General features: G+C 70.5%; 23 protein-coding genes. 8 read left to right on the top strand and 15 right to left on the bottom strand.

Features of this window, described 5'->3' with window-relative positions; all coding sequences use genetic code 11:
• Positions 1-50: 50 nt before the first annotated feature.
• Entirely contained in the window at positions 51-644 is a 594-nt protein-coding gene (locus AB0J58_RS39825; protein ID WP_364225762.1) for a histidine phosphatase family protein, read from the top strand.
• On the opposite strand, the gene AB0J58_RS39820 is transcribed toward AB0J58_RS39825, so the two are convergent.
• The 5 genes from AB0J58_RS39820 to AB0J58_RS39800 form a co-directional block, all read right to left on the bottom strand.
• Positions 641-1,399 (bottom strand): hypothetical protein, encoded by a 759-nt coding sequence (locus tag AB0J58_RS39820; RefSeq protein WP_364225759.1) that lies wholly within the window; start codon positions 1,397-1,399, stop codon positions 641-643. The two genes, AB0J58_RS39825 and AB0J58_RS39820, sit on opposite strands and share 4 nt — an antisense overlap.
• A gap of 160 nt (positions 1,400-1,559) precedes the next feature.
• Complete coding sequence (locus AB0J58_RS39815) at positions 1,560-3,071, bottom strand: amino acid adenylation domain-containing protein (protein ID WP_364225756.1); 1,512 nt, start codon at positions 3,069-3,071, stop codon at positions 1,560-1,562.
• Positions 3,072-3,758: 687 nt separating this feature from the next.
• Positions 3,759-4,016 (bottom strand): hypothetical protein, encoded by a 258-nt coding sequence (locus AB0J58_RS39810; RefSeq protein WP_364225754.1) that lies wholly within the window; start codon positions 4,014-4,016, stop codon positions 3,759-3,761.
• Positions 4,017-4,139: 123 nt separating this feature from the next.
• Positions 4,140-4,376: a DUF397 domain-containing protein gene (locus AB0J58_RS39805; protein WP_030921376.1), complete on the bottom strand. Its 237-nt coding sequence runs from the start codon at positions 4,374-4,376 to the stop codon at positions 4,140-4,142.
• Complete coding sequence (locus AB0J58_RS39800) at positions 4,377-5,198, bottom strand: helix-turn-helix transcriptional regulator (protein ID WP_343964142.1); 822 nt, start codon at positions 5,196-5,198, stop codon at positions 4,377-4,379.
• A 232-nt stretch (positions 5,199-5,430) separates the two neighbouring features.
• On the opposite strand from AB0J58_RS39800, the gene AB0J58_RS39795 reads away from it, so the two are divergent.
• Both AB0J58_RS39795 and AB0J58_RS39790 read left to right on the top strand, forming a co-directional pair.
• Positions 5,431-5,985: an ATP-binding protein gene (locus AB0J58_RS39795; protein WP_364225752.1), complete on the top strand. Its 555-nt coding sequence runs from the start codon at positions 5,431-5,433 to the stop codon at positions 5,983-5,985.
• A gap of 270 nt (positions 5,986-6,255) precedes the next feature.
• The gene (locus tag AB0J58_RS39790) at positions 6,256-8,652 is read left to right on the top strand and encodes a helicase-associated domain-containing protein (protein WP_364225749.1); all 2,397 of its coding nucleotides are present in this window, start codon (positions 6,256-6,258) and stop codon (positions 8,650-8,652) included.
• A 105-nt stretch (positions 8,653-8,757) separates the two neighbouring features.
• Here the strand turns inward: AB0J58_RS39790 and AB0J58_RS39785 are convergent, their stop codons facing one another.
• Complete coding sequence (locus AB0J58_RS39785) at positions 8,758-9,744, bottom strand: ABC transporter substrate-binding protein (protein WP_364225747.1); 987 nt, start codon at positions 9,742-9,744, stop codon at positions 8,758-8,760.
• Between the two features lie 118 nt (positions 9,745-9,862).
• Here AB0J58_RS39785 and AB0J58_RS39780 point away from each other — a divergent pair, with 118 nt between their 5' ends.
• From AB0J58_RS39780 to AB0J58_RS39770, 3 genes are read left to right on the top strand one after another with little or no spacing between them, the layout of a single operon-like run.
• On the top strand, positions 9,863-10,939 hold the full coding sequence (locus AB0J58_RS39780) for an iron chelate uptake ABC transporter family permease subunit (protein WP_364225745.1): 1,077 nt from the start codon (positions 9,863-9,865) through the stop codon (positions 10,937-10,939).
• A gap of 49 nt (positions 10,940-10,988) precedes the next feature.
• The gene (locus AB0J58_RS39775) at positions 10,989-12,056 is read left to right on the top strand and encodes an iron chelate uptake ABC transporter family permease subunit (RefSeq protein ID WP_364225742.1); all 1,068 of its coding nucleotides are present in this window, start codon (positions 10,989-10,991) and stop codon (positions 12,054-12,056) included.
• Entirely contained in the window at positions 12,053-12,847 is a 795-nt protein-coding gene (locus AB0J58_RS39770) for an ABC transporter ATP-binding protein (RefSeq protein ID WP_364225739.1), read from the top strand. The genes AB0J58_RS39775 and AB0J58_RS39770 overlap by 4 nt, the downstream gene beginning before the upstream one ends.
• A 20-nt stretch (positions 12,848-12,867) precedes the next feature.
• Here the strand turns inward: AB0J58_RS39770 and AB0J58_RS39765 are convergent, their stop codons facing one another.
• Entirely contained in the window at positions 12,868-14,478 is a 1,611-nt protein-coding gene (locus AB0J58_RS39765) for a DUF885 domain-containing protein (protein ID WP_364225737.1), read from the bottom strand.
• A gap of 119 nt (positions 14,479-14,597) precedes the next feature.
• On the opposite strand from AB0J58_RS39765, the gene AB0J58_RS39760 reads away from it, so the two are divergent.
• The gene (locus tag AB0J58_RS39760; RefSeq protein ID WP_343964067.1) at positions 14,598-14,918 is read left to right on the top strand and encodes a co-chaperone GroES; all 321 of its coding nucleotides are present in this window, start codon (positions 14,598-14,600) and stop codon (positions 14,916-14,918) included.
• Between the two features lie 151 nt (positions 14,919-15,069).
• Here AB0J58_RS39760 and AB0J58_RS39755 read toward each other — a convergent pair whose 3' ends face one another.
• The 4 genes from AB0J58_RS39755 to AB0J58_RS39740 all read right to left on the bottom strand — a co-directional run bounded on the left by AB0J58_RS39755 (position 15,070) and on the right by AB0J58_RS39740 (position 18,559).
• On the bottom strand, positions 15,070-16,023 hold the full coding sequence (locus tag AB0J58_RS39755; RefSeq protein ID WP_364225734.1) for a hypothetical protein: 954 nt from the start codon (positions 16,021-16,023) through the stop codon (positions 15,070-15,072).
• A gap of 116 nt (positions 16,024-16,139) precedes the next feature.
• Complete coding sequence (locus AB0J58_RS39750; RefSeq protein WP_364225732.1) at positions 16,140-16,412, bottom strand: hypothetical protein; 273 nt, start codon at positions 16,410-16,412, stop codon at positions 16,140-16,142.
• Between the two features lie 178 nt (positions 16,413-16,590).
• Complete coding sequence (locus AB0J58_RS39745) at positions 16,591-17,421, bottom strand: ABC transporter permease (protein WP_364225729.1); 831 nt, start codon at positions 17,419-17,421, stop codon at positions 16,591-16,593.
• A 151-nt stretch (positions 17,422-17,572) separates the two neighbouring features.
• Positions 17,573-18,559 (bottom strand): ATP-binding cassette domain-containing protein, encoded by a 987-nt coding sequence (locus AB0J58_RS39740; protein WP_364225765.1) that lies wholly within the window; start codon positions 18,557-18,559, stop codon positions 17,573-17,575.
• A gap of 131 nt (positions 18,560-18,690) precedes the next feature.
• Between AB0J58_RS39740 and AB0J58_RS39735 the strand changes: the two genes are divergently transcribed.
• Entirely contained in the window at positions 18,691-19,461 is a 771-nt protein-coding gene (locus tag AB0J58_RS39735) for a TetR/AcrR family transcriptional regulator (protein WP_364225726.1), read from the top strand.
• 127 nt (positions 19,462-19,588) lie between these two features.
• Here the strand turns inward: AB0J58_RS39735 and AB0J58_RS39730 are convergent, their stop codons facing one another.
• From AB0J58_RS39730 to AB0J58_RS39715, 4 genes are all read right to left on the bottom strand, one after another.
• Positions 19,589-20,734, bottom strand: a complete 1,146-nt coding sequence (locus AB0J58_RS39730; RefSeq protein WP_364225724.1) for an AI-2E family transporter — start codon at positions 20,732-20,734, stop codon at positions 19,589-19,591.
• Between the two features lie 375 nt (positions 20,735-21,109).
• Complete coding sequence (locus AB0J58_RS39725) at positions 21,110-22,309, bottom strand: helix-turn-helix domain-containing protein (RefSeq protein ID WP_364225721.1); 1,200 nt, start codon at positions 22,307-22,309, stop codon at positions 21,110-21,112.
• Positions 22,310-22,746: 437 nt separating this feature from the next.
• Entirely contained in the window at positions 22,747-23,121 is a 375-nt protein-coding gene (locus tag AB0J58_RS39720; RefSeq protein ID WP_355555418.1) for a hypothetical protein, read from the bottom strand.
• A gap of 220 nt (positions 23,122-23,341) precedes the next feature.
• Entirely contained in the window at positions 23,342-23,878 is a 537-nt protein-coding gene (locus AB0J58_RS39715; RefSeq protein ID WP_364225718.1) for a TIGR02611 family protein, read from the bottom strand.
• Between the last annotated feature and the right edge of the window lie 39 nt (positions 23,879-23,917).

Here is a 23,917-nt window from a genome sequence, read left to right as displayed (position 1 = left end):
CCACGCCCCGGGGCGTGGGCGACGAGGCTCCGGCGGCATGATTGGGCATCATGGACCAGATGATTCTGTTGCGGCACGGCGAGACCGAGTGGAGCCGGAACGGCAGGCACACCGGGCGCACCGATCTACGGCTGACCGCCGGAGGCGAGGAGCAGGCACGGGCACTGGCCCCGCTGATCTCGGACCGGACGTTCGGCCTCGCCCTGGTCAGCCCGGCCCGGCGCGCGCGGAACACCGCCGAGCTCGCCGGGATCAAGGACTACGAGACGGATCCCGACCTGTGGGAATGGGACTACGGCGGCTACGAGGGCATCACCACCCTGGAGATCCGCGAGAGGCGCCCCGGCTGGCACCTGTGGCGCGACGGCGTCGTCCCCGGCGACGCCGAGCACCCCGGCGAGAGCGCGGAGCAGGTCGGTGCCCGCGCCGACCGGGTGATCGCCCGCGCCCTGGCCGCGGACGGCGACGTGGTCCTGGTCGCCCACGGGCACTACCTGCGGGTGCTGTGCGCCCGCTGGCTCGGCCTGCCGGCGACCGACGGCCGCCTGTTCCGCCTGGACACCGGCACCTACTCCCGGCTCGGCTTCGAGCGCGACGAGCCGGTCGTCCTCACCTGGAACGCCCCGGCCCTCCCCGCCGCCTAGATCGGGGAGAGCCGGGAGCCGGGGAAGGGCGCCAGCAGGGTCTCCCGCCACGGGCCCGCCAGGAACTCCCTGGCCCGCCTGCCCCAGTCGAGCAGCCGGCCGTCCGGCTCCACCTCGTCGTCCAGGCCGAGCGCCGCGTCCCTGGACCGCTGAAGCGCCAGGTGGTCGTCCAGCGTCATGCCCCAGACGGTGACGACCTCGGTGTCGCAGAACAGGACCTCGTACAGGCCGATCGGGCGGTGGCCGTGGTCGGCGAGGACGGGCGCGCGCTCCTCGCGGACGGCGTCGAGGTAGTCCAGCGCGGCCCCGGGCCGCACCTGGGCGCTCTCGAACAGGTAGAACGGGGCCGCGTAGCCCTCGGCGGTGATGTCGGCGAGGGCCGGGCTGCCGCGCACCGCGCCCAGCGGCCGGGAGAAGGCGGAAAAACGCAGGTCGTCGATGTCGGAGAGGAAGAGCCTGCCGTCGACGCCGTCGTAGATGTTCATCATCTGCCGCCAGCCGCCGTCCCAGCCGCCGTGGCAGTCCCAGAGCGTGACCGCCTTGAACTGGGGGTGGCCGGTGATGCCGACGGCGTAGAAGGCGCCCACCAGGTCGATGTCCCTGGATCTGATCGACAGCCCCCGGGTCAGTTCCGGGGTGCCGAGGGCCTCGTCCTCCTTCTTGTAGCGGGTGAGCCAGGTGAGGTACTCCAGCGGCCTGCGGGAGTTCATCGGCCGGAAGTCGACCTCTTCGATCAGGTAGATGCCTCGCCGCACGGTAAGCGCCTCCTCGACCCAAGCGATTGCTTGGTGGCACCCTAGTCGAGGAGGATCATGCCGTACAGCGTGGAGATCCGGGTCGTCGCCCGCGCCGCCGCTGCGGACGGCGACGTCGTCCCGGCCACCCGCGGGCACTTCCTGCGGAACCCTCCGCGCCTCAGCGACGTCGCGCCCGCTGGACGGCGTGATGGGCGGCGAGTCCCGCCCTGTCGAGCTTGCCGTTACCGGTCAGGGGGAACGAGTCGAGCAGCTTCACCCTGTGCGGCACCATGTGACGTGGAAGCGACAGTCTCGCGTACCCCTTCACATCGGCCTCCGTGACCGCCCCCGGCGACGCGGAGTCGACGTAGGCCACCATCTGGGGCTCCCCGATGGGGGTTTTCTCCACTACGCACGCGACGCCTCTCACCCCGGCCATCCCGCTGAGCACCGACTCGATCTCACCGAGCTCGATCCGGAACCCTCTGAGTTTGACCTGCGTGTCCCTGCGACCGATGTAGTAGAGGTTTCCCTCCCCGTCGCGCGTTCCCCAGTCGCCGCTGCGGTAGTGGCGTGATCCGGCCGGGCCGGTGACGAAACGGCTCGCGGTGAGATCCGCGCGTCCCAGGTAGCCGTGGGCGACCCCGCCCCCGGAGACCCAGATCTCCCCTGGCTCGCCGACGCCGACCTCCGCTCCGGTGGAATCCCGCAGGCTGACCGAGAGATGGCTCAGGGGCCGCCCGATGGGCGTGGCGGACTCCGGCGCTCGGGCGAGCAGCTCGGGGGAGAGAAGGCAGTGCGTCACATGAACGGTGGTCTCGGTGATCCCGTACATGTTCACCATCCGGGCCCCGCCGAATCCAGCGCTCCACCACAGTTCCAGGTCCGGCGGGCACACCGCCTCACCACCGAAGACCACGTATCTGAGTGCGGGCAGGCGGGTGCCAGAACGTGCCAGCTCCCTGACCAGATAGCCGAACACCGACGGCACCTGGTTGAGGACGGTGACACGTTCGGAGAGCAGGGTGGAGATCATCGCCTGGGGGTCCACGACGACCTCCGCGGCGGGAACCAGCAGGCGGGCACCGTGCAGCAGCGCGCCCCACATCTCCCACACGCTGAAGTCGAAGCTCAGTGAGTGGAACAGGACCCAGACGTCGTCCGCGTCGAAGGAGAAGACCTCACCGGCGGCGTCCATCAAGCCGAGCACGTTGGAGTGGGAGACGACACAGCCCTTGGGAGCGCCGGTGGACCCGGAGGTGTAGATGACGTAGGCGGTGTCCGGAGGGACCTCCAGGGCCCCCGCAGACGCCCGCTCCACGATCCAGAGGGGGCCGATCTCAGCGAGCACGGACTCGCCGGCCGCCGGCAGGTCCGTGACGATGAGACGCACACCGGCGTCGACCAGTATCTGGTCCTGGCGTCTCTCCGGGTACGCGGGGTCGATCGGGACGTAGGCGCGATCGGCCATCATGATCCCCAGCGGCACCGCGACGGCGTGATGGCTCCGACCGACCCTCGCCGCGACGAGCCGATCCCCCGCGAGCCTGCGCAGCTCTCCCGCGACCCGCAGAGCCAGGGCTTCCAGTTCCCCGTACGTGAGCTCGCCGCCGGTTCCCCGCACCGCCAGGCGCGAGGGGTGCGCTCCGGCCACGGCCTGGAAACGGGTATGCAGCCGATCTTCTGGCATCTCCGCACCTCCTTGGTGATCGTCGTGTCTTCCGAACCGCATGTCAGCGGGGCTTTCATGGAAAGCCGAGATCAGACAGAGGACCCGAGCGCTCTCACCGTCGTCTCGGGAAGCAGCGATCACGTTAGTGGGCGGTCCTGCGAAAATCTTGCAACATGCTTGGGTTCGGCTTGGAGCCAAGGAGGGGCGTGCCGCTCAGGACGCCACGGCGACAGAAGGCACCGGAGACAGTGGTCATGCCGGGTGAGCGCCCAGAGCGCACCCGCACGGCGAACCCGGCGACTCAGCGGCCCCGCATCCGCCGCCTGCGGAAATGTACCCTCCGGGCGGCCCTGCCACCGGAGTCCAGCCGGCCGGAGACAGAAGACGGAGGACGCGGGTGGAGACGATCTCCTGCCGCGGACCCGCGCGGAGCCTCACCAGGCGGGGGTGGATCCGCCGATGAGGCGACGGGCCATGAGATCGTTCACAGCCAGGTGGATCATGGCTTCGGATCGGGCGGAAGGGCCTCGCGCTCACGACCGGGCGGCGGTGCGGCATCACGCCCAGCGGCCCGGGAGGGCGTCCGAAAGCGACGGTTCCCCGGAGGGAGAAACGAGGCGATAGCCCATAAAGGCATCAAAACCCTCTAACCGGGTGCCGGACCGGCCGAGGAAGGGGAGACCTCGCGTGGTGCGGAAATCCCGTTCAGGCGGCCGCGGCGGCGGGCTGCGGGCCCCGGCCGGTCAGCCATTCGAGCACCTTGCGATGGCCGTGGCAGGCGTCCTCGAAGTGACCCCAGCGCCAGTAACGCGGCTGGTCGCGCACTCCGGTGACCCATGTGCGGTAGGACACCGGAGTGGGCGCACCCTCCCCCGTCGCCGCCGAGGCAACGCCGTAAGTGCGGATCACGACGCGCCCGCCTGGCGCGAACAGCACGTCGTCGGCCACCGGGTACAAGGTCATCTGGTCGAGCACGGCTTGAGCCCCCAATCGCTGTGACCTCAAACTCTTCCGTGCCGTTCCACTCTCCCGGTTACACCACCGGCGCGGCTCGGTTAACCCGGCGGCTCTGAGGTAAAAACGGTGTTACACCGTTAAACCGTCGAACTCCCCATCCTTCACCCCGAGCACCAGGGCACGAATCTCGTCCCTGGTGTAGATCAGGGCAGGCCCCTCGGGAAAACGCGAGTTTCGGACCGCGATGCTGCCATCCGAAAGTTCGGCAAGCTCGACGCAGTTACCCGTCGAGTTGCTGTAGCGGCTCTTGCGCCAGCTGGCCCCGGCAAGGTCAGTGGCCGGCATGCCGTTGTAGGTCTGCTCCATTTACATCTCTCTGAGAAGGTCGCCGAGGATCTCGGCGGTGCCCCCGGGCGTGGTGCTTTCCACGCACAACTGCTCCATGGCCGTGAGGTATGGATCGATGTCCTCACGTTTGTCCAGGTAGAGGGCACCCCAGAGCTGCTCGACATAGACGACGTCCGACAGGTCGGACTCGGGAAACCGCAAGATGCTGAACGCGCCACCCTCAGCCGCGTGCATGCCGAATCGGAAAGGCATCACCTGGAGGGTGATGTTGGGAAGCGTGGACACTTCCAGCAGGTGCTGGATCTGCTCACGCATCGTCTCCTTACCTCCGATGGGACGCCTCAGGGCCGCCTCGTCGATGACCGCCCACAACCGGGGGCCGTCCTTCTTCGTTAAGCGATCCTGCCGCTGCATGCGCATATGCACACGGCGCTCGATCTCCGCCTCCGGCACGTCCGGGTAGCCCAACCGGATCACGGTGCGCGCGTAGGCGGATGTCTGCAGCAGGCCGGGAATGAACTGCACCTCGTAGGTGCGGATCATGTTCGCCGCCTCCTCCAGCCCCACGTAGGTGGTGAACCAGTTCGGCAACAGGTCGCCGTACTTGTGCCACCAGCCGGGGGTGTTCGCCTCGCGGACCATCTCCAGCAGGCCGCGCCGTTCTGCGTCGTCGAGTACGCCGTACAGGGTGAGCAGGTCTTCCACGTCACGCGTCTTGAAGCCGACGCGGCCGAGTTCCATACGGCTGATCTTGGACTCCGAGGCACGGATGTGGAATCCCGCTGCCTCACGGGCGAGCCCCTTCTCCTCACGCAGCCGGCGCAGACTCGCGCCGAGCATGATGCGCCGGACAGTGGAACCGGTACCGGGCGGATCCATGGACACGTGATGCTCCTCGCTCGCTTTCCTGATCGACAGTCTGTCACTTCGCGGCCGAAGAATCCCTGGCCACGATCAAGATCCCCTTTCGTCCAAAATTACCCAATCACCGGTAACGGTAGCGGTTGCACACACCTTATGCACGTGCATTCGCTCTTGCACCTGCACGGGAGTTTGCACCATGATTGCGACTGTGCAGTCCGCCCAAACCGCGCCCCCCCGAACGTCAACGTCATGGACGGCGCTCGACTGGTGGCCCCCCGCAGGCTGGTGGCCCGACTCCGCGCGTGATCTTCTCTCCGGATCCCCGGCGGCCATGGCCAGCGCCACCTTCGTGCTCCCGCCACACGCCGAGTCCGTCCACTCCGCCCGCAGCTTCGCGACGGGCACCCTCACCGGCTGGGACCTCGGCGAGCTGGGCGAGAACATGGAGCTGGTCGTCTCGGAACTGGCGACCAACGCCCTCAGACACGGCCTCCGGCTCGCCGAGTCACGCGCCAGGGAGCCGATCCGGCTCTCGCTGATCCGACGGGGCAATCTGGTCACCTGCACGCTCAACGACCCGGGAGCCGGCTTCCCCGCGCTCCGCGATCCTTCGCCGCTCGACATCGGCGGCCTCGGACTGCACATCGTCGAGTCACTGAGCCTCCGCTGGGGCTGGGCACCGCTGGCCCCGTACGGCAAGATTGTCTGGGCCGTCCTGCGGACCGCCCTTCGCGAGGATCCCGCCCCCCTCGACCGCCCGTAGACCCACGAACGCCCACCACGCCCCGCTCCTTCACCACCTCCACCGACCTCTTCCGGACGGCGCCGCCTCTTCCCCTCAAGGGCGCCAATCGGTCCCGGGGCCGCCACTCCTCCCTCCCGGCGGCCCCGGGACCGGTTAGAACCGGATGGGGACCTCATATAACGCGTCGCATTCTGCGCGGTAGACGCCGTCAGAGATGCCCTCTGCATTACCGTGGATGTTTATGGCTCACGGAGAGTCCCCGCGCGAGATTCCTGAGAGAGCTGCGAGATGGACGATCACCTGCTCGGCTGGTTGAAAACCCTCGACGAAGAACGGCTCGCCCGAGTTCTGGCCAACCGGCCGGACGCCATCGCCCCGCCGTGGCCGCGCCGCCTGGACACCCTGGCGCAGCGGCTGGGCAACGGGTTCGCGGTGATGGAGGTCATGCGCGGCCTGCCGCTGCCCTCCCTGGAGGTGGCGCAGGCCGCGCTGACCCTCGGCGAGCAGGCCGGGCCCAAGGCGGTGGCCCGTTTCATGGGCGTGTCCGAGGCCGAGGTGGCGCCCTGGCTCGACCTGCTGTTCGACCACGCCCTGGCGTGGCCGGACGCCGAGGGCCGTATCCGGGTGGCCGAGGGACTCGCCCGCTGGTGGACCGCCCCCTGCGGGCTCGGTGAGCCGCTCCCCAACTACCTGAACTCCTGGACGGTCAGCGCGGACGCGCTGCGCGGGCTGGCCAGGACCCTGGGCCTGCCGCACGGCCCCAAGCGGCGTACGGTCGCCAGGGTCACCGAGATCCTCTCCGACCCGCACCGGGTGACCGCGCTGCTGGAGAAGGCTCCCGAGGGCGCGAGGCGGCTGCTTGAGGAGTTCGCCTGGGACGGTCCTGTCCGCGACGTGGACGGCGGCGAGTTCGTGGTGCCGGGGTCTCCCGAGAAGTGGGCCACCGACCACGGGCTGCTCTTCCGCCCCAGCTGGAACGTGGCCGAGATGCCCCGTGAGGTGGCGCTCGCGCTGCGCGGCCCCGACTACCACCCGCCCTTCACCCCCGTCCCGCCCGACCTGGCCACGCTCCCCGTAGACCCCGAGGCCGTCGACCACCTGATGACCCTGGCCGCGCCACACGTGGTGGAACGCTGCGCCGCCATGCTGGAGAACACCGCGAAGTTCCCGCTGCCGCTGCTCAAGGCGGGCGGGGTGGGGGTGCGCGAGGTCAGGCGGGTGGCCAAGGACACCGGCTGCGACGAGGACGAGACCCGGCTGCTGCTGGAGGTCTGCGCGGTGGCCCGGCTGCTGGCCTGGGACGACTCCGCCGGCGGGCTGGTGCCCACCGAGAAGTTCGACCGCTGGCGGCTGGACGACGCGGCCGCCAGGCTCAGGGTGCTGCTGTCGGCGTGGTGGCGGATGGAGCGCTCGTCGCTCCGGAAGGTCGACGGCAAGTACGGCACGGTGCTCGGCGACGATCCCGCCGGGGCCATGGTCGCCCGCGCCCGGCGGGCGGTGCTCGGCGTGCTGGCCCGCCTGCCCGCCAGCACCGCGTGCGTCGACCTGGCCGGGCTGGTCGAGTCCGCGTACTGGCACGCCCCGCTGCTGGACCGGTCGCTGCTGGCCGAGTGCGCTCCCGCCGTGCTGGAGGAGGCCCGGATGCTCGGGCTGGTCGCCCTCGACACGATCACCGACCTCGGCCGCGCGATGGCCGGGCTGGACGCCTTCCCCGGCGACGAGATCGACGACTCCGCGCCCCTGGTGGAGAACGACCCCGTGCTGGTCGAGTGCTCCACCAGGGCGCTGGCCAGCGTGCGGCGGAGCGCGCTCTTCGGCGCCGACCTCACCGCGGTGGTGACCGGCCCGCCCGCCGGCGAGCTCGCCGAACTGCTCGACCGGGCCGCCGAGCGCGAGTCGCGCGGCGCGGCCTCGGTCTGGCGGTTCACCCCGGCCAGCGTGCGCCGGGCCATGGACGCCGGCTACACCGCCGAGGGCCTGCTGACGGACCTCGCCGAGGTGGGCAGGGTGCCGCAGCCCCTCGAGTACCTGATTCACGACGTGGCCAGGCGGCACGGCGAGGTCACGGTGACCACCGTCGCCTGCATCGTGCAGGCCTCCGACCCGGTGCTGCTGGCCGAGATCGCCGGGCATCGGCGGCTGGGCAGGCTGGGCCTGCGGCTGCTCGCCCCGACCGTGCTGGCCAGCGCGATGCCCGCCGACAGGACCCTGGCGGCGCTGCGGGAGAACGGCTACGCGCCGGTGCCCATCGAGGACACCGGGGAGATCACCATCCGCAGGGCCCGCGTCGAGGAACCGCGGAACGGGCGGCTGATCCTGCTGCCCGGAGGCAGGGTGGCCGAGTTCGAACAGCCCCCGTACCCACTGGTGGAGCCGCCGCCGGACCCCCGCGAGCACGCCCAGCGCCTGCTCGTCGCCGAGGGCCAGGCCGCCCAGTCCGGCGGCAGGACGTGGGCGGTCATCGGCCGCATGGCCTCCCGCCTGCCGACCGCCCAGCAGTCGCTGCTCGGCTTCGTCGTCGATCGGGGCGTGCGGGCGGCGATCACGCTGACCGACGGCCTGACCGCCACCATCAGCCACGGCGAGCTGCGCAGCGGCGTGCTCGACGCGTGGTGCGAGGAGGCGGGCGACTACCTGGAGTTCCCGCTGGCCGACATCATCGAGGTCCGCGGCGCTTACACCTGACCCCGCCCGCCGGCCGCTTCGCGGAGCCGGACGCGTGGACCGGTGCCTCCCAGATCCGCGACCGGACCCACGGCCGCGGTCCGGCTGACCTTCCCCGCCACCGGGCTAGAGCTTCTTGGCCTTGACCAGGTCGGCCAGGAGCTTCTCCAGCACGTCGGCGTAGCCCTGGTAGCTGTAGCGCTCCTCGGCGTGCCAGGCGTAGACCTGCCCGGCCTTGACCGCGGGCAACTTGGCGAAGGTCGGCTTCTTCATCATCTCGTCGACCCGCATCGACTGGGTGCGGGCGTCCACCAGGATCACGTCCGCCTCGTAGGTGTCGGCGTTCTCCCAGCTCAGCGTCTCCCAGAAGCCCGCCTCGTCGACCTTGTCCGGCACCACGACGTCCAGGCCCAGCTCCTTGAAGTAGCGCACGTCCGCGTGGTCGTCGGGATTGACCACCCACATCGTCTCCGGGCCACCCGACATGATCAGGATCTTCAGGTTCTTGGTCTCGGGGGTGACGAGCGCCTTGGCCGCGGCGTCGAACCTCGCCTTGGCCGCGGTCACCTCGGGGGCGTTGAGGTCCGCGCCGAGGGCGGCGGCCACCTCGCCGTACTTCCCGATGATCTCGGGCAGCGACTTGCCGACCAGGCGGACGCCGAGGGTGGGCGCCACCTGCTCGATGGTCGAGGTGGACTTCTCCGGCACGTACCAGAGGGTGTCTCCGGTGTACATGCCGCTGACCAGCAGGTCCGGCTGGAGCGAGATGTACTTCTCGACGTTGAACTCGTCCCACACGTTGCCGAGGGACTCGACCTTGGTGATGTCGACGTTGCCGACCTGGGGGTCCCTGGTCCCGTCCTTGAGTTTGTGCGGGCCGAAGACAGCGACCGGGCGGACCCCGAAGTCCCAGAGCGCGGCGGCGGCGCCGACCTGGGCGACGACGCGGGCGGGACGCTCGGGCCGCTCGATCTTCTTTCCGCGGTCGTCGGTGAAGGTCCACGGACCCGCCGCCGACGAGGAGGCAGCCGGAGAGCCACTGGCCGCGGGTGCCGTCTCGGTGCCGCTCCCGCAGGCGGCCAGGGCGAACACGAGGCCGAGGCCGACAGCCATGAATCCCCGCCGAGGAAGGACAGGTAGGGACATATCGCTCTCCAAAAGATAGGCTTACCTAAATGGCTATTTCATTAGATTAGCCTTACCTTAGCTATACCGACAGGGAGGGGGACCGGTGAGCAGGGCCGGTGTGGCCACGGCCGCGTCCAGGATGGCCGGGGAACCGGACGGCACGTCGCCGCCGCCGGCGAAACGGCGTGCGGCCACGCTGGCGGCCGGGCTGCCGGCCGCGCTGGCCATACTGGTGCTGCTGGCGCTGGTCAGTGTCGCGGTGGGATCTCGCTCGGTCCCACTGTCCACGGTGCTGGACGCGTTGCTCGCCCCCGACGGGTCCACCGACCACACGGTCATCAGGGACCTGCGCGTGCCACGGACACTGATCGGCATCGGCGTGGGCGCGGCACTCGGCCTGGCCGGCGCGCTGATGCAGAGCCTCACCCGTAACCCGCTCGCCGATCCAGGCCTGCTGGGCGTCAACCAGGGCGCGGCGCTCGGCGTGACGGTCGCCATCGGGCTGCTGGGCCTGAGCGACCCCTCTGTCTACGTCTGGTTCGCGTTCGCCGGCGCGGCCGCCGCAGCGGTGCTGGCCTACGCGCTCGGCTCCGCCGGACGCTCGGGCGGCGGCCCGGTACGGCTCACGCTCGCCGGTGTCGCGCTGGGCATGGTGTTCAACGCCGCGGCCTCGGCGATCCTGCGGGCCGACACCGCGACCTTCGACCGGATGCGGTTCTGGCTCACCGGTTCGCTGGCCGGGATCAGCGCCGACGCGGCGATCCGGCTCGCCCCGTTCCTCGTGGCCGGCCTGGTGCTCGGACTGCTGCTGGCCAGGCCGCTCAACACCATGGCACTGGGCGACGAGGCGGGACGCGCGCTGGGCGTGAACATGGCCCGCACCCGCGGGCTGACCGCGCTCGCGGTCACCCTGCTGTGCGGGGCCGCCACCGCCGCCGCCGGGCCGCTGTGGTTCGTGGGCCTGGCCGTGCCGCACGCGGTACGCGCCTTCACCGGCCCCGACCAGCGCTGGGTCCTGCCGTACACCGTCGTGCTCGCCCCCGTGGTGCTGCTCGGCTCCGACATCCTCGGCCGGGTGGTCGCCGCCCCCGCCGAGGTACAGGTGGGCGTCATGTGCGCGTTCGTCGGCGCCCCGGTCTTCATCCTGCTCGCCCGCCGCCGGAGGCTCGCCGCCCTATGAAAGAAACCCTCCCGGCACGGGCCTCAGGGGCCCACCGCACGGATCTCTCGTGATCGCCCCACCGCCGGCCCCCGCCAGGAAGAGCGGCCGTCCCCCCGGGCCCCCGCTGAACGCCCTGCGCGTGCGTTCCTGGTCGCTGCGGCTCTCCCCGCGCGGCCTCGTCACCGGCACCGCCATCGCCGTACTCGGCCTGGTCGTCAGCCTGGTCGCGCTGTCCGTCGGCGAGTTCACGGTCCCCGTCGGCGACATCGTGGCCGCGCTGTTCGGTGAGGGACCCCCGGTCGCCGAGCTCATCGTGAACCGCCTGCGGGCACCGCGGATCGTGACCGGTCTGCTGGTCGGTGCCGCGTTCGGGCTGAGCGGGGCGATCTTCCAGAGCCTCACCCGCAACCCGCTCGGCAGCCCCGACTTCGTCGGCCTCACCTCGGGGGCGGCCACCGGGGGCATCGCCGCCGTGGTGCTGGGCGGCAGCGCCTGGCACATCGCGGGCGCCTCGCTCGCCGGGTGCGTCGCCGGCGCGCTGGCCGTGTACGCCCTGGCCTTCCAGCGCGGGATACAGGGCTACCGGCTGATCCTGGTCGGCATCGGGGTCAACGCACTGCTGATCTCCGCCGACTGGTACATGCTGACCCGCGCCGACATCGGCGACGCGGCCACCGCCGGGGCGTGGATCACCGGCAGCCTCGGCGGGCGCGGCTGGGAGCACGCGATCCCGGTCGCGTGCGCGATGGCCGTGCTCCTGCCCGCCTGCGCCTGGCTGTCGCGCCCGCTGCGGATGATGGAGATGGGCGACGACTCGGCCAGGGCCATGGGCATCCGCGTCGAGCCGGTGCGCGCGGCGGCGATCGCCGTCGGCGTGCTGCTGTGCGGTGTCGCCACCGCCGCCACCGGACCTGTGATCTTCGTGGCGATGGCCGCTCCCCAGCTGGCCCGGCGGATCAGTCGTTCCCCCGGCGTCACCCTGGTCACCTCGGCGCTGACCGGCGCCACCCTGCTGGTCGGCGCCGACCTGGCCGCGCAGCGCCTCTTCGCACCGGTCCAGCTGCCGGTGGGAATCATGACCGCCGCGATCGGCGGCGTATACCTGGTGTTTCTCCTGCGGAGGGAACGACGTTGAGACTGTACGGCACCGGCCTGACCCTCTCCTACGACAAGCGTGTGGTGGCCAGGGACCTGGACGTCACGATCCCCGACGGGTCGTTCACAGTGATCATCGGCCCCAACGCGTGCGGCAAGTCCACGATGCTGCGCGCCCTGGCCCGGATGCTCAAGCCCCGCGCGGGAGCGGTCCACCTGGACGGATCCGTGATCACCTCGCTGCCCTCCAAGGAGGTGGCACGCAGGCTGGGCCTGCTGCCGCAGAGCTCGATCGTGCCCGACGGCATCACGGTCGCCGACCTGGTGGGCCGGGGCCGCTACCCGCACCAGCGGATGATGCGCCAGTGGTCCCGCGAGGACGAGGCCGCGGTGGCGGCGGCCATGGAGTCCACCGACGTGACCGAGCTGGCCGACCGCTGCGTGGACGAGCTCTCCGGCGGCCAGCGCCAGCGCGTCTGGCTGGCCATGGCGCTGGCCCAGGAGACCCCGATCCTGCTGCTCGACGAGCCGACCACCTTCCTGGACATCGCCCACCAGATCGAGGTGCTCGACCTCTGCGCCGACCTGCACGAGCAGGGCAGGACCCTGGTCGCCGTGCTGCACGACCTGAACCAGGCCTGCCGCTACGCCACCCATCTGATCGTGATGCGCGACGGCCGGATCGTCGCCGAGGGCGACCCCTCCACGATCGTCACGGCCGACCTGGTACGGGAGGTCTTCGAGCTACGCTGCGAGATCATCGAGGACCCGCAGAGCGGCACCCCGCTGATCGTCCCCGAGACCCGCCGCCGCGCTCCCGCCAGGACGTAGGCGCGGGTCTCCCCGGGAGACTAGGCCTCCAGCGCGACCCGGCGGGCCAGGCCCAGCGGGAGGCCACCACCGGAACCCGCCAGCGCGTCGTGGAAGGCGCGCAGGTCACCGCGGCCCGCGGCCAGGTAGTCGTCGCGGATGCGGTCGATCTCCAGTGCCCCCGTCAGATAGGAGGGCGCCTGGGTGGGCCACGCGCAGTAGCGGTTGACCTCCCCCTTGGCCGTTCCGGGGGTGAGCGAGGACTTCGTGGTCATGAACTCCTCGGCCTGCTCGATCGTCATGTCACCACAGTGCAGCGAGGTGTCCACGATGATGCGGGCCGCGCGGAAGAGCCGGAAGTCCAGGTGGGCGAGCTCCTGGGCCGGAGTGGTGAAGTAGCCCTGCTCGTGCATCAGCTTCTCGACGTACAGGCCCCAGCCCTCGGTGAAGTACGGGGTGCGGAACAGCCTGCGGGCCCGGCGCGGGTTGCCCGCCATCCAGGACAGGTGCCAGTGGTGACCGGGGTACGCCTCGTGGACGGCGATGGAGGGCATCTGGGCCCTGGCGTTGGTGCGCAGCCGCTGGCGGACCTGTTCCCCGGTGAAGGAGGACGGGGTGAAGGGCACGAAGAAGTGCCCGATCCTGGAGGTCGACAGGGGCGGCGGCGGCATGTAGGAGGCGACGGCGAGGATGGGCCGCTGGAACTCGGGCGACGGGACGACCAGGCACTCCTCGCCCTCGGCGAAGGTCACCAGGCCGCGCTCGCGGACGAACCTCCTGGCCCGCTCCGTCTCGGCCTCGTACTCGGCCCGCATGTCCGCCAGCGTCGGCGCGTGGTCGTCCTGGAGCTCGGTGATGGCCGCGTGCCAGTCGCCCGAGCCGCCGTCCAGCCGGGCCGCGACCTCGCGCATCCGCGCGTCCAGCTCGTCGTAGGCCTCCTGCCCCCGCCTGAGCAGCTCGTCGGCGCCGTAGCCGAGCATCTCCCGCTCGCGCAGCAGCGTGGAGTAGAGCTCCTCCCCCATCCGCCAGGTGCCCTCCGCCCGGAAACCTTCGAGGAACTCCACCAACTCGTCGAAGGCCGCCGCCGCGGGCTCGGCCGCCGCGGCCAGCCGGGCGCGCAGCGCCTCGTCGGACACCTGGCCGGGAACCGTCTCGGTGAGGAAGCGGCGAGCGGTCCGCGCCTGGCCCAGCCCTCGCTCGATCAGCAGCGGGGCCGCCAGCGCGGGGTCGAGGTTGGCCCGGCAGGCGGCGATGACGCCCGGCACCTCGGCCAGCCGCGCGACGGCCGCGTCCACCAGCTCGGCCTCACCGGAGAGCCGCTGCAGGAACGGGCTGAACATCGAGGAGAAGATCGGGCCCACGTAGGCGGCCGGGTCACGCCGCCAGAGCGGCCACGACTCGTAGGCGATCTCGCCGCGCAAAGTGGACATGACGAGTTCCCGGTCGATCTCGTCCTCGAAGTCTCCGGAGCCCCGTTCCCCCTGGAGCAGCTCCAGCCGGCGACGTGCCTCCCGCCCCCTGGCGAGGATGCCGGCCTCGGTGAAGTCACCGAGGGTCCTGTCGTACCCCGGCGCGCCCGCGAGGGCGGCGTAGATGGGATTCTCCGCCAGGTACCAGTCGAGAAATTCGCTTACCAGCTCGGGGGATGTCATACCGCGAGATCCTACTTCGCAGGTGATTCGACCACAGATGTGGTCACCGGTCGGCCTTCGCCCCCTCGGAGTCCACGGACGAGCAGGCGCGGCTCCACTGTTCCCATAAACTTCATGACGTGGGTGACCCGAAGTTCGAGATCCAGATGCTCCACGACCGTGTCATGGTCAAGGTCGAGCAGGAGTCAGAGGAACGGCGCAGCACGGCTGGCATCGTCATCCCGGCGACGGTGAAGATGGCCAACCGCCTCGTCTGGGGTGAGGTCTGCGGCGCGGGCCAGAACGTCCGGGCGGTCAAGGTCGGCGACAAGGTCCTGTTCAACCCCGAGGACCAGTACGAGGTCGAGGTCCACGGCCAGATCTACCTGGTCATGCGCGAGCGCGACCTGCACGCCATCGCCACCCCGCAGACCGACAACGGCACCGGCCTCTACCTCTGAGCTCCACGGAGGACATCTCCATCGCCCGGTTCCCCCGGACCGGGTCGTCCCCGCCGGATGACCGGACCGCTTTCCGGCGCGAGGTCCGCCTGGGCGCGAAAGAGATCCCCGGCCCGTGACCGGCCCGCCCTCGGGCCGGGCCGCACTGGGGTCATTTCCGGGTGTATCCGAGATAGAGCTTGTTGTTCCAGTCCTCGGTGGAGAAGGCGGCCAGCACCCGCGTGGTCTTGCCCTTGAGGGTCGACAGGACCACCTGGTAGTGGTTCCCGGAGGGGATGACCGCGATGAAGTGCTTCTCGTCCCACCAACCCCACAGGGCCTTCGGCCGGATGCCGGGCACCTTGGCCGCGAGCCTGCCCGAAACGCGATCCCAGACGCAGACGTGCTCGGTGTAGCTGGACGGGCACCAGGTCATCAGGCCCTTGCCCGAGGGGGTGAAGGCGTCCTCACCGCCGGCGGGCCTGCCGGTCTTGGCCAGGGTGCGGCGGACCGTGCCGTCCGGCGCGTAGAAGCGGGCGCCGCCCCGGTACTCGGCCACCACCTCGGTGCCGTCGGAGCTCCAGCGGAACCGCGCGGCCTTGTCGACATCGGCCACGGTCACCGTCTTGGCGCTCTTCGCGGACACGTCGACGACCACGAACCCCGAGGTCACCCACGCCGAGCCGCTCTTCCGCTCGGTGGTCAGCACCGCCTTGCGGCCGTCGCGGCTCCAGTGCGCGTAGTGCGCGACGAGCGGTTTCCGCACCGTACGGATCCTGGTCCCCTTGGAGGTCGCCAGGTCGAGCAGGACGACCGAGTCGTAGCCGCTCTTGTAGGAGGTGGGCACCGCCAGCGCGCTGCCCCCCTTCGGCGCGACCGTGATCTCCTGGTAGGCGGCCTGCCGGGTGAACCCGTCACCCCTGCGCAGGTAGGTCATCTTTCCGGAGGAGTACGACGTCACCCTGAGCGGGTCCGTGGCGTCCTCCCGCACGGTGACCCGGGTGCCGGGCAGCACGGTGTCGACGGGTGCGGCCTCGGCGTGCGCGGCCGCGGGGAGCGGCACGATCACCGAAGCCAGCACGACAAGGCAGCCGAGGAACCGGTAAATCCCAGGAGTCACGGGCACGCCGGAATCCTAAGCCGGAAATCCCTCAAGATCCCGATCTAGACCGAATCGGTTAGAACAGGTGTAAGAGAGGCCGGTGGTGGTGAAGGGCCGCCCTCCCCTCGAAGCGTGCCACGTCATGCCCCCTCCCCCGTCGCGGCCCCGCACCTCAGACACTCCCCGGCCACGGGGACTCGATGGCGCCGATGTTCGTAGAACCGGTGACCGAGCGCCGCCGCGACGAGCACCCCGCCGAGCAGCAGGAGCATGAAGGGCCCGTGCTTCTCATGTCCGATCAGGCCCATGACGAGATGGGCTACACCGGCGGCGACGATGATCGCGCCGACGTTGAGCAGTTCCCTGTTGAGCGTCCACCCCGAGGCGGATCGTTCCCGTTCCGTCTCACTCATGCCCTCAGATTCACTACCGTCAGTTACAGGCCCCGACGAACCCCGTCACCGCGGTGTAAAACGCGGAGCCGCGATGTAAAACGCGGAGCATCCTCTCCCGGCGGCAAACGTTGTGATCCATCGGGAAACAGGACTCCCCCGGCCGCACGGAGGGCTGACGGCCGGGAGGCCGGCTCCGTCAGCCGCCGAGCCGGCGGAACCTGTGCGCCGACAGCGGCAGGAAGACGGCGATCAGCAGCAGCGGCCAGAGCACCGCCATGAGGGTGGCGTTCTGCACGATCCACGACTCTCCCGCCCAGCCTGGGTTGTCGAAGAGCCCCCTGGTGGCCGTGGCGGTGGCCGAGAGCGGGTTCCACTGCGCGATCGCGCCGAGCCAGCCGGGCATGGTGGCGGGGTCGACGAACACACTGGACAGGAAGCCGACCGGCCAGACCAGGATCTGCACCGACGTCACCACCTCCGGCCCTCCCGACACGAGGCCGATGTAGATCCCCACCCAGAGCAGGGCGAAGCGCAGCAACAGGAGCAGGCCCACCGCGGCCAGCGCCTCGCTCAGGCCGCCCTCGGCGCGCCAGCCGAGCAGCAGCCCGGCCCCGATCATGATGGCCAGTCCGACCATCGAGTTGAGCATGTCGGCGATCCCGCGGCCCATGACGACCGCCGAGGCGCTCATCGGCATCGAGCGGAACCGGTCGGTCACCCCCTTGGCCGCGTCGGTGGTGACCGCCATCATCGTGCTCTCCAGGCCGAAGAGCATGGTCATCGCGAACATGCCGGGGATCAGGAAGTCGAAGTAGCCACCCCCGCCGGGGACGCCGATGGCGCCGCCGAACAGGCCGCCGAACATCAGCACCATCATGACCGGGAAGAGCCAGCCGACAGCCACCGTTCCCGGGCTTCGGACCCAGTGGCTCAGATCGCGCAGGGTAATGGTCCAGGAGTCGGCCAGCGCCCAGCCGAACCGGGAGAGCGGGGAGGTGTCGGACAGGGTCGAGGTCGTCGTACTCACGCGGATGCCTCCGTATAGGGGGGTGGGGTCGTCGTACCGGCCGGGGTGCCCCCGTCGGGAAGGGTGGCCGCCCGCGCCGGGGCGCACGGCGGCGACGTCCGTTGCGGAGGTGCCCATACCGAACCCCTGCCGGAGAGCGCGGTCGCGGCGCTCACGCGGACGCCCCGGTACGGGTGGCCGTGTTCTCGGCCCCGCCCGTCAGGTGCAGGAAGACCTCGTCGAGCGTGGGGCGGCGCAGCGTGACGTCGACCGGCTCGATCCCGGCGTCGCCGAGCGCGGTGGCCATGGTGACGAGCGCCCGGGTGCGCTCGGCGACCGGGATGCTGACCCGGCGCGACTCGGCGTCCACCAGGATCCCGCCGGAGGCGACCCGCACCGCGAGCGCCTCCGCCCTGGCCACATCCGCCGGATCGGCGAGGACAAGGTCGAGCCAGTCGCCGCCGATGGCCGACTTCAGCTCCTCGGGAGTGCCCTCGGTGACGACCCGGCCCGCCCCGAGCATGGTGATCCGGTCGGCCAGCCGGTCCGCCTCCTCCAGATACTGGGTGGTGAGCAGCACGGTCGTGCCCGAGCCGACCAGGTCGCGGATGGCCGACCACACCTCCTGGCGGGCGGCCGGGTCGAGGCCGGTGGTGGGCTCGTCCACGAAGAGCACCCGGGGTGCGACGATGAGGCTCGCCGCCAGGTCGAGGCGCCTGCGCATGCCGCCGGAGTACGCGCCGACCGGCTTGGCCCCGGCATCCGCCAGCGAGAAGCGCTCCAGCAGCTCGTCGGCCCGTCTCCGTGCCCCGGCGGCCGGCAGGTGGTTCAGCCTGCCGAACATCACCAGGTTCTGCCGCCCGCTGAGGATCTCGTCGACCGCCGCGTACTGGCCGACTAGCCCGATCCGCTCGCGCACCTGCCGCGCCTGCGTGCGGACGTCGAATCCCGCGACGCTCGCCTGGCCCGAGTCCGGGCGCAACAGCGTGGCCAGGATCCTGACGGCCGTGGTCTTGCCCGCACCGTTGGGCCCGAGCAGGCCGCAGACCGTTCCGGCCGCCACCCGCAGGTCGAACCCGTTGAGACCCGCCCCCTCGGAGGCACCCGCGTAGTTCTTGCGCACGTCGTACGCGGCGATCGCGAACTCCGTCGCTCTCACAGCCACCTGTTTCACCCCTTTTCGCCCGTCTTCCCGCCCGGCGCCGTCGCGCCTTCGTGGCGTAGACCGTACCGTACATCGTACGACTCGGCTACGGTGGTCCCAACGACGAAAATCTGGAGACTGTTCCCTTGAGTGCGAAGAAAGCTTCCGACGCCGACCCGGCACGCAGCCTGGCGCTCCTGTGGGGCTCGCACAGCAAGCCGGGGCGCTCCGGGCTCACCGTGCGCTCGATCGTCCTGGCGGCCATCGAACTGGCCAACGCCGAGGGGCTCGAAGCGGTCTCGATGCGCCAGGTCGCCGAGCGGCTGGGGGCCGGGACCATGTCCCTCTACACCCATGTCCCCGGCAAGGGCGAGCTGGTCGACCTCATGGTCGACACCGCGTACGGGGAGCTGTACGCCGATGTGGACGCCCCGTCCCGGCAGGCGGGCGGATGGCGGGGCGCGATGAAGTTCGTCGCCGCGCGCAACTGGGACCTCTACCGGCGCGATCCGTGGCTGCTGCAGGTCATCGACGCCCGCTCCACGCTGGGACCGAACGCCTCACTCAAGTACGAGGCCGAGCTACGCCCGCTGGACGGCGTCGGCCTGACGGACGTCGAGATGGACTCCGTGCTGGCCCTGGTCCTCAGCCACGTGCAGAGCACCGCCAGGGCCTCGGCCAACCAGGCACGGGTCCAGCGGGAGAGCGGGATGACCGACGTCGAGTGGTGGCTGTCCAACGCCCCGCTGCTCGACAAGATCATGGACGAGGCCCGCTTCCCGGTCGCCTCCCGCGTCGGCCAGGCCGCGGGCCAGGCCCATCATGCGATCTCCGACCCCGCCCACGCCCTCACCTTCGGCCTGGACCGCATCCTGGACGGGGTCGCCGCCCTGATCGCGAGCAGAGAGCACCCCTAGGCGGGACATTCACCGGATTCCCACCCCGGGGCCCATCCGACCGGATGACCTACGCCGTCGGTCCTCGACCTGATCCCTCCTGGCGAGGACGGCGGCATAACCCGACGTCTGGGTGCTCGTCTTCGAATCAGGCGGGCTTCTCCGCCGGTGCGGCCGCGTCGGGTTCGGGCTCCTGCACCGGTACGGCCGCGGCGGCCTCGGGCTCCCGGGGTGGGTCGCTGAGCTGTTCGCGCAGGTAGTTCCAGACCACGGCGATCAGGGCGGCGACCGGTACGGCGAGCAGGCTGCCCACGATGCCGGCCAGGCTGGCGCCCAGCGTCACCGCGAGCAGGATCACCGCGGCGTGCAGGCCCAGGCCGTGGCTCTGCACCATCGGCTGGAACACGTTGCCCTCCAGCTGCTGGACCGCGACGATGATGGCCAGCACGATCAGCGCGTCCGTCGGGCCGTTCGACACCAGCGTGATGAGCACGGCGACGAGGCCGGCGAACAGGGCGCCGACGATGGGCACGAACGCCGTCACGAAGGTCAGGACCGCCAGCGGGAACACCAGCGGCACGCCCACGATCCACAGCCCGAGGCCGATGAAGACGGCGTCGAGCAGGCCGACGAACGCCTGGGAGCGGACGAACGCGCCGAGGGTGTCCCAGCCGCGTGCGGCCACGGCCGGCACGTCCACGGCGAGGCGGCCGGGGAGCTGGCGGGTCAGCCACGGCAGGAACCGCGGGCCGTCCTTGAGGAAGAAGAACATCAGGAAGAGCGCGAGGACGGTGGTGACCAGACCGTTGACGACGGTGCCCACCCCGGTCACGGTGGCGCTGACGATGCCGCCGACACTGTCCTGGAGGCGGGCGATCGCGGTGTCGAGCACGCTGGTGACCTGGTCGTTGCCGATGTTCAGCGGCGGCCCGGCGGCCCATTCGCGCACCTGCTTGATGCCGTTGACCACGCCGGTGGCCAGCTCTCCGGACTGCGACGCGACGGGCACGACGATCAGGACCACGATGCCCGCGGCGACCAGGAGGAACAGCAGGGTCACGGCCGACGCGGCCAGGGCGGGAGGCCAGCCGTGCCTGCGCAGGAAACGGGTTACCGGCCAGGTCAGCGTGGTGAGCAGCAGGGCGACCACGAGCGGCCAGACCACGGACCACATCTGGCCCAGGATCCACAGGGCCACCGCGCTCATCAGCAGGACCAGCAACATCTCCGCGGAGATGCGCGCCGAGGTGCGCAGTGCGGCCCTGGTCTTCGTGGTACTCAGCGTGGCAGGCATGTGATCACCCTATGCATCCTCATGATCGGGCCCGCATCAACGCACAGGATTCAGGCGGACTCAGACTGGCGTGGCACCGTTTGCCCCGTCTTGTCCTGTTAAAACGGCGCCCTGCTTCATAGTAATGAGGAGCCATGCATCCGTTTCTCCCAGAAGCCCGGCGGAGAGGGCGTCCGCGCCGTCACCTCCTGGATTCCAGGCCATGGGCGCGGCTGCGCCGACATCACACTCTCCTCATCACAACCCGGCAGAACAACCATGTCCCGGACATCCCGTGTCTAAGAACGATCATCGCAAGGAGAGACGCCGAATCGGGCGACGGAGTCCCGCAGGACGGGGCGTCCGCCCCGGGTGCCGGGTGGGTGTGGGACCACCTCAGCCCGGCGCGGGGGTGAGACCGGCGGCGCGGGCCCGGAGGACCACCTCCAGCTCGAAGCGGTCGCCGGAGGTGCCGAGCTGGTCGGCGAAGAGTTCGGTGGCCTGACGGAGGCGGTAGCGGACGGTCTGCGGGTGGATGTGCAGCCTGGCCGCGACCTCGGTGGCGTTGCCGCTCTGCAACCAGGCCAGCAGGGTCTCGGCCAGCCGGTCGCGCTGGGAGGGGCGCAGGGCGAGCAGGGGTTCCAGCCGCGTCCGGCCCATGATCTGGATCAGCGACTCGTCCTGGAAGATCATCAGGGTGGCGAGGTGCTCGGACACCCGGGTGATCCGGCGGCCGTCCAGCACCCCGCGCCTGGCCAGGGCCAGGGCGTCCCTGGCGAGCCTGAGCGAGAGACCTGCCTCCCCCACCGCGACCGCGGGGCCGATCACCACGGTCCAGTCGGCCGCCATGGCGTTCAGCAGGCCGTGCCGCCCTGGGCCTTCGGGGTCGGGCACGACCATGCAGGGGTCGGAGCGGTCGAGGTCGACGAGCACGTCGGGCGGGAGACCCGGCCTGGGCAGATCGCCCTGGGCGCGGGCTGCCAGGGCGACGCAGGCCAGGGTCCGCGGCATGGTCCAGCGCACCGACCTGGCCAGGTCGGCCACGGCACGGGAGTCGGCGGCCGGGTGGGCGACGAGCAGGTCGAGCAGCCTGCGGCGCCTGAGTTCGAGCTCACCGGCCACCCGGACCTGGGCCTCGGAGTAGCCGTCGGCCGCCGCGGCGGCGATCTCGTCGAGATAGACCAGGATCGCCTCCCCGATGTCGCACATGCGCTGCCGGGACAGGTTGAGCCGCTCGGACTCCTCGGCCAGCCGCCGCCACGCCACCCTGGCGCAGATCCGCAGCGCGGACTGGAGCGAGTCGAGGGGTCGCCCCTCCGCGGCCTCCCCGCTGCCGACGGCACGGAAGACCTCCAGCAGCCGGGACCGGCTCGCCCCCCGGTCACCGACCCGGTTCACGAATCCGGCGAGTGCCTCCTCGACGGCGTGCCTGACGATGCGGGCATAGGCGCCGCTCTGCCGGGAGTACTCCGGCACGCTGGCCTGGATCTCGCCGATCATCTCCTCGGCCAGGACGTCCAGATAGGGACGGAGGGCCTCGGCGAACTCCCGGGGGATGTCCGCCTGCGGCTGTTCGACGACACGGGCAAGGCTCACGGGGACTCCTCCTGACTTCGGACGCTACTCCGATGTCAGGAAAGCGTCTGCTGACCGGAGCGCACATTTTCCCCGGCCCCTCCGCTCACCCCCGTAACAAGAAATCACCCCCCGCGGCCCCCCACCGTGAGGTCACCCCCGAATCTTCCCAGCACCCGGCCACACCCCCTCGAACCAAGCGACGAGCCGCCCCAAGAACCGCCCCTGGGGACGTGTTCCACGCTCTCCGACCTTGGGGGACTACCCGTGAGGCTCTCTGCCTTGAGGGACTACCCGTGAGGCCGCGCCGGGGACTGGACTGAGGAGAGCGGGGTCGCGAGGAACGAGCGACCCCGCTCGACGAGGGAAGGAGCCGGATAAGAGCGGCCTCACCGCGACGCGCAGCGTCGCAGTCAATACAGCGTCGCAGTCAGTACAGCGTCGCAGTCAGTACAGAGTTAGAAGTAGCCGGTGCCCGTGATGGCGGCCGTCGTGTCGCCCATGTTCTTCACCCGGTAGCGGATGCACTGGGCGGGCTGGGGGGCGCTGGCGGCGACGTACGCGGCGTGGTCGTTGGCCGCGATCGGCACCGACCCGATGTACCGGCCGCGGCAGTTGCCGACCTTGACCTTGACGGGCACGCTGTTGTTGTCCAGCTTGACCAGCACGTTTCCGTTGTACTGGCGCCCGGGGACGAGCTCGGGCGTGAGGAACACCTCCTCGCCGGGCTGCACCCTCGCGGACAGGTTGACGTCATCGGCGTGGGCGGGGGTGCCGGTCAGGGCGACGGCTCCGGCAGCCGCCAGGACCAACATCGAGGACAGGGCGCGCATCGAACGTCACTCTCCTTAGTCGTCTCTACCGATCCGTCCCTGCGGATCGGACGTGGAGACACTACGGAGAGTCACATCCCGGGATGATAACGAGGTGACCGAGTTCGGGTAAAACTCCCGGGGTGCCGATCTCGTTTCCCCGGCATACCTCACCATTGCCGGTCAGAGCGGCAGCCCTGGCCGTTGCCGAAGAGGGCGTCGCCTCGCGTTGGAGGCGGACTTATCGGGTGAGGAGCTTCTGGGCCTCGACGATCAGGTCGAGGTCGAGGCTGAGCTTGAGGCCGTAGTAGACGATGGCGGTGGCGGTCACCGCGGCGGTGAGGACGACCAGGATCTTGACGCTCCAGCCCTGGTGGCCCAGCCAGGCCGTCCAGGCCGACAGGGTCCGCTTGCCGAACTCCAGCAGCCGGTGTGCCCAGTGGAACTCGGTGGCCAGCACCGCCAGCCCCGCGAAGACGACCAGCCAGCCGGGGCCGGGGAAGGGCACCATGATGAGACCGCCGATGACCAGCACCGCGCCGATGGTGCCGATGACGATCTTCAGGGTGAGGCGTCCGGCGCGGGTGGACCTGATCCCGTCGAGCCGGCCGTGGATACCGGGCCGCGCGGCGGCCTCGTCCTTCGGCACGTCGGCGCCGACGATCTCGTTCGGAGCGTCGGTGGCGCCGGTTTCCGACGGGCGTCCCGTCTCGTCCTGAGGTGTCTTGACCGCGCACCCTGCAGGATTCGAACCTGCGACCGTCGGATTAGAAGTCAAGGGGACTATCGGAGCCGCTTGCCTCGCTCGCCTGCGAAA

It is taken from the genome of Streptosporangium sp. NPDC049644 (assembly GCF_040675205.1).
Taxonomy (GTDB): domain Bacteria; phylum Actinomycetota; class Actinomycetes; order Streptosporangiales; family Streptosporangiaceae; genus Streptosporangium; species Streptosporangium fukuiense.
This window is presented reverse-complemented; position numbering and strand designations above follow the sequence as displayed.

Coding starts and splice junctions, on each gene's coding strand:
- AB0J58_RS39805 (WP_030921376.1), bottom strand. CDS start 4,376: ATGGAGCAGACCTACAACGGCATGCCGGCCACTGACCTTGCCGGGGCC.
- AB0J58_RS39730 (WP_364225724.1), bottom strand. CDS start 20,734: ATGCCTGCCACGCTGAGTACCACGAAGACCAGGGCCGCACTGCGCACC.
- AB0J58_RS39815 (WP_364225756.1), bottom strand. CDS start 3,071: ATGCCAGAAGATCGGCTGCATACCCGTTTCCAGGCCGTGGCCGGAGCG.
- AB0J58_RS39750 (WP_364225732.1), bottom strand. CDS start 16,412: ATGAGTGAGACGGAACGGGAACGATCCGCCTCGGGGTGGACGCTCAAC.
- AB0J58_RS39800 (WP_343964142.1), bottom strand. CDS start 5,198: ATGCTCGGCGCGAGTCTGCGCCGGCTGCGTGAGGAGAAGGGGCTCGCC.
- AB0J58_RS39720 (WP_355555418.1), bottom strand. CDS start 23,121: ATGCGCGCCCTGTCCTCGATGTTGGTCCTGGCGGCTGCCGGAGCCGTC.
- AB0J58_RS39810 (WP_364225754.1), bottom strand. CDS start 4,016: ATGACCTTGTACCCGGTGGCCGACGACGTGCTGTTCGCGCCAGGCGGG.
- AB0J58_RS39825 (WP_364225762.1), top strand. CDS start 51: ATGGACCAGATGATTCTGTTGCGGCACGGCGAGACCGAGTGGAGCCGG.
- AB0J58_RS39790 (WP_364225749.1), top strand. CDS start 6,256: ATGGACGATCACCTGCTCGGCTGGTTGAAAACCCTCGACGAAGAACGG.
- AB0J58_RS39785 (WP_364225747.1), bottom strand. CDS start 9,744: ATGGCTGTCGGCCTCGGCCTCGTGTTCGCCCTGGCCGCCTGCGGGAGC.
- AB0J58_RS39765 (WP_364225737.1), bottom strand. CDS start 14,478: ATGACATCCCCCGAGCTGGTAAGCGAATTTCTCGACTGGTACCTGGCG.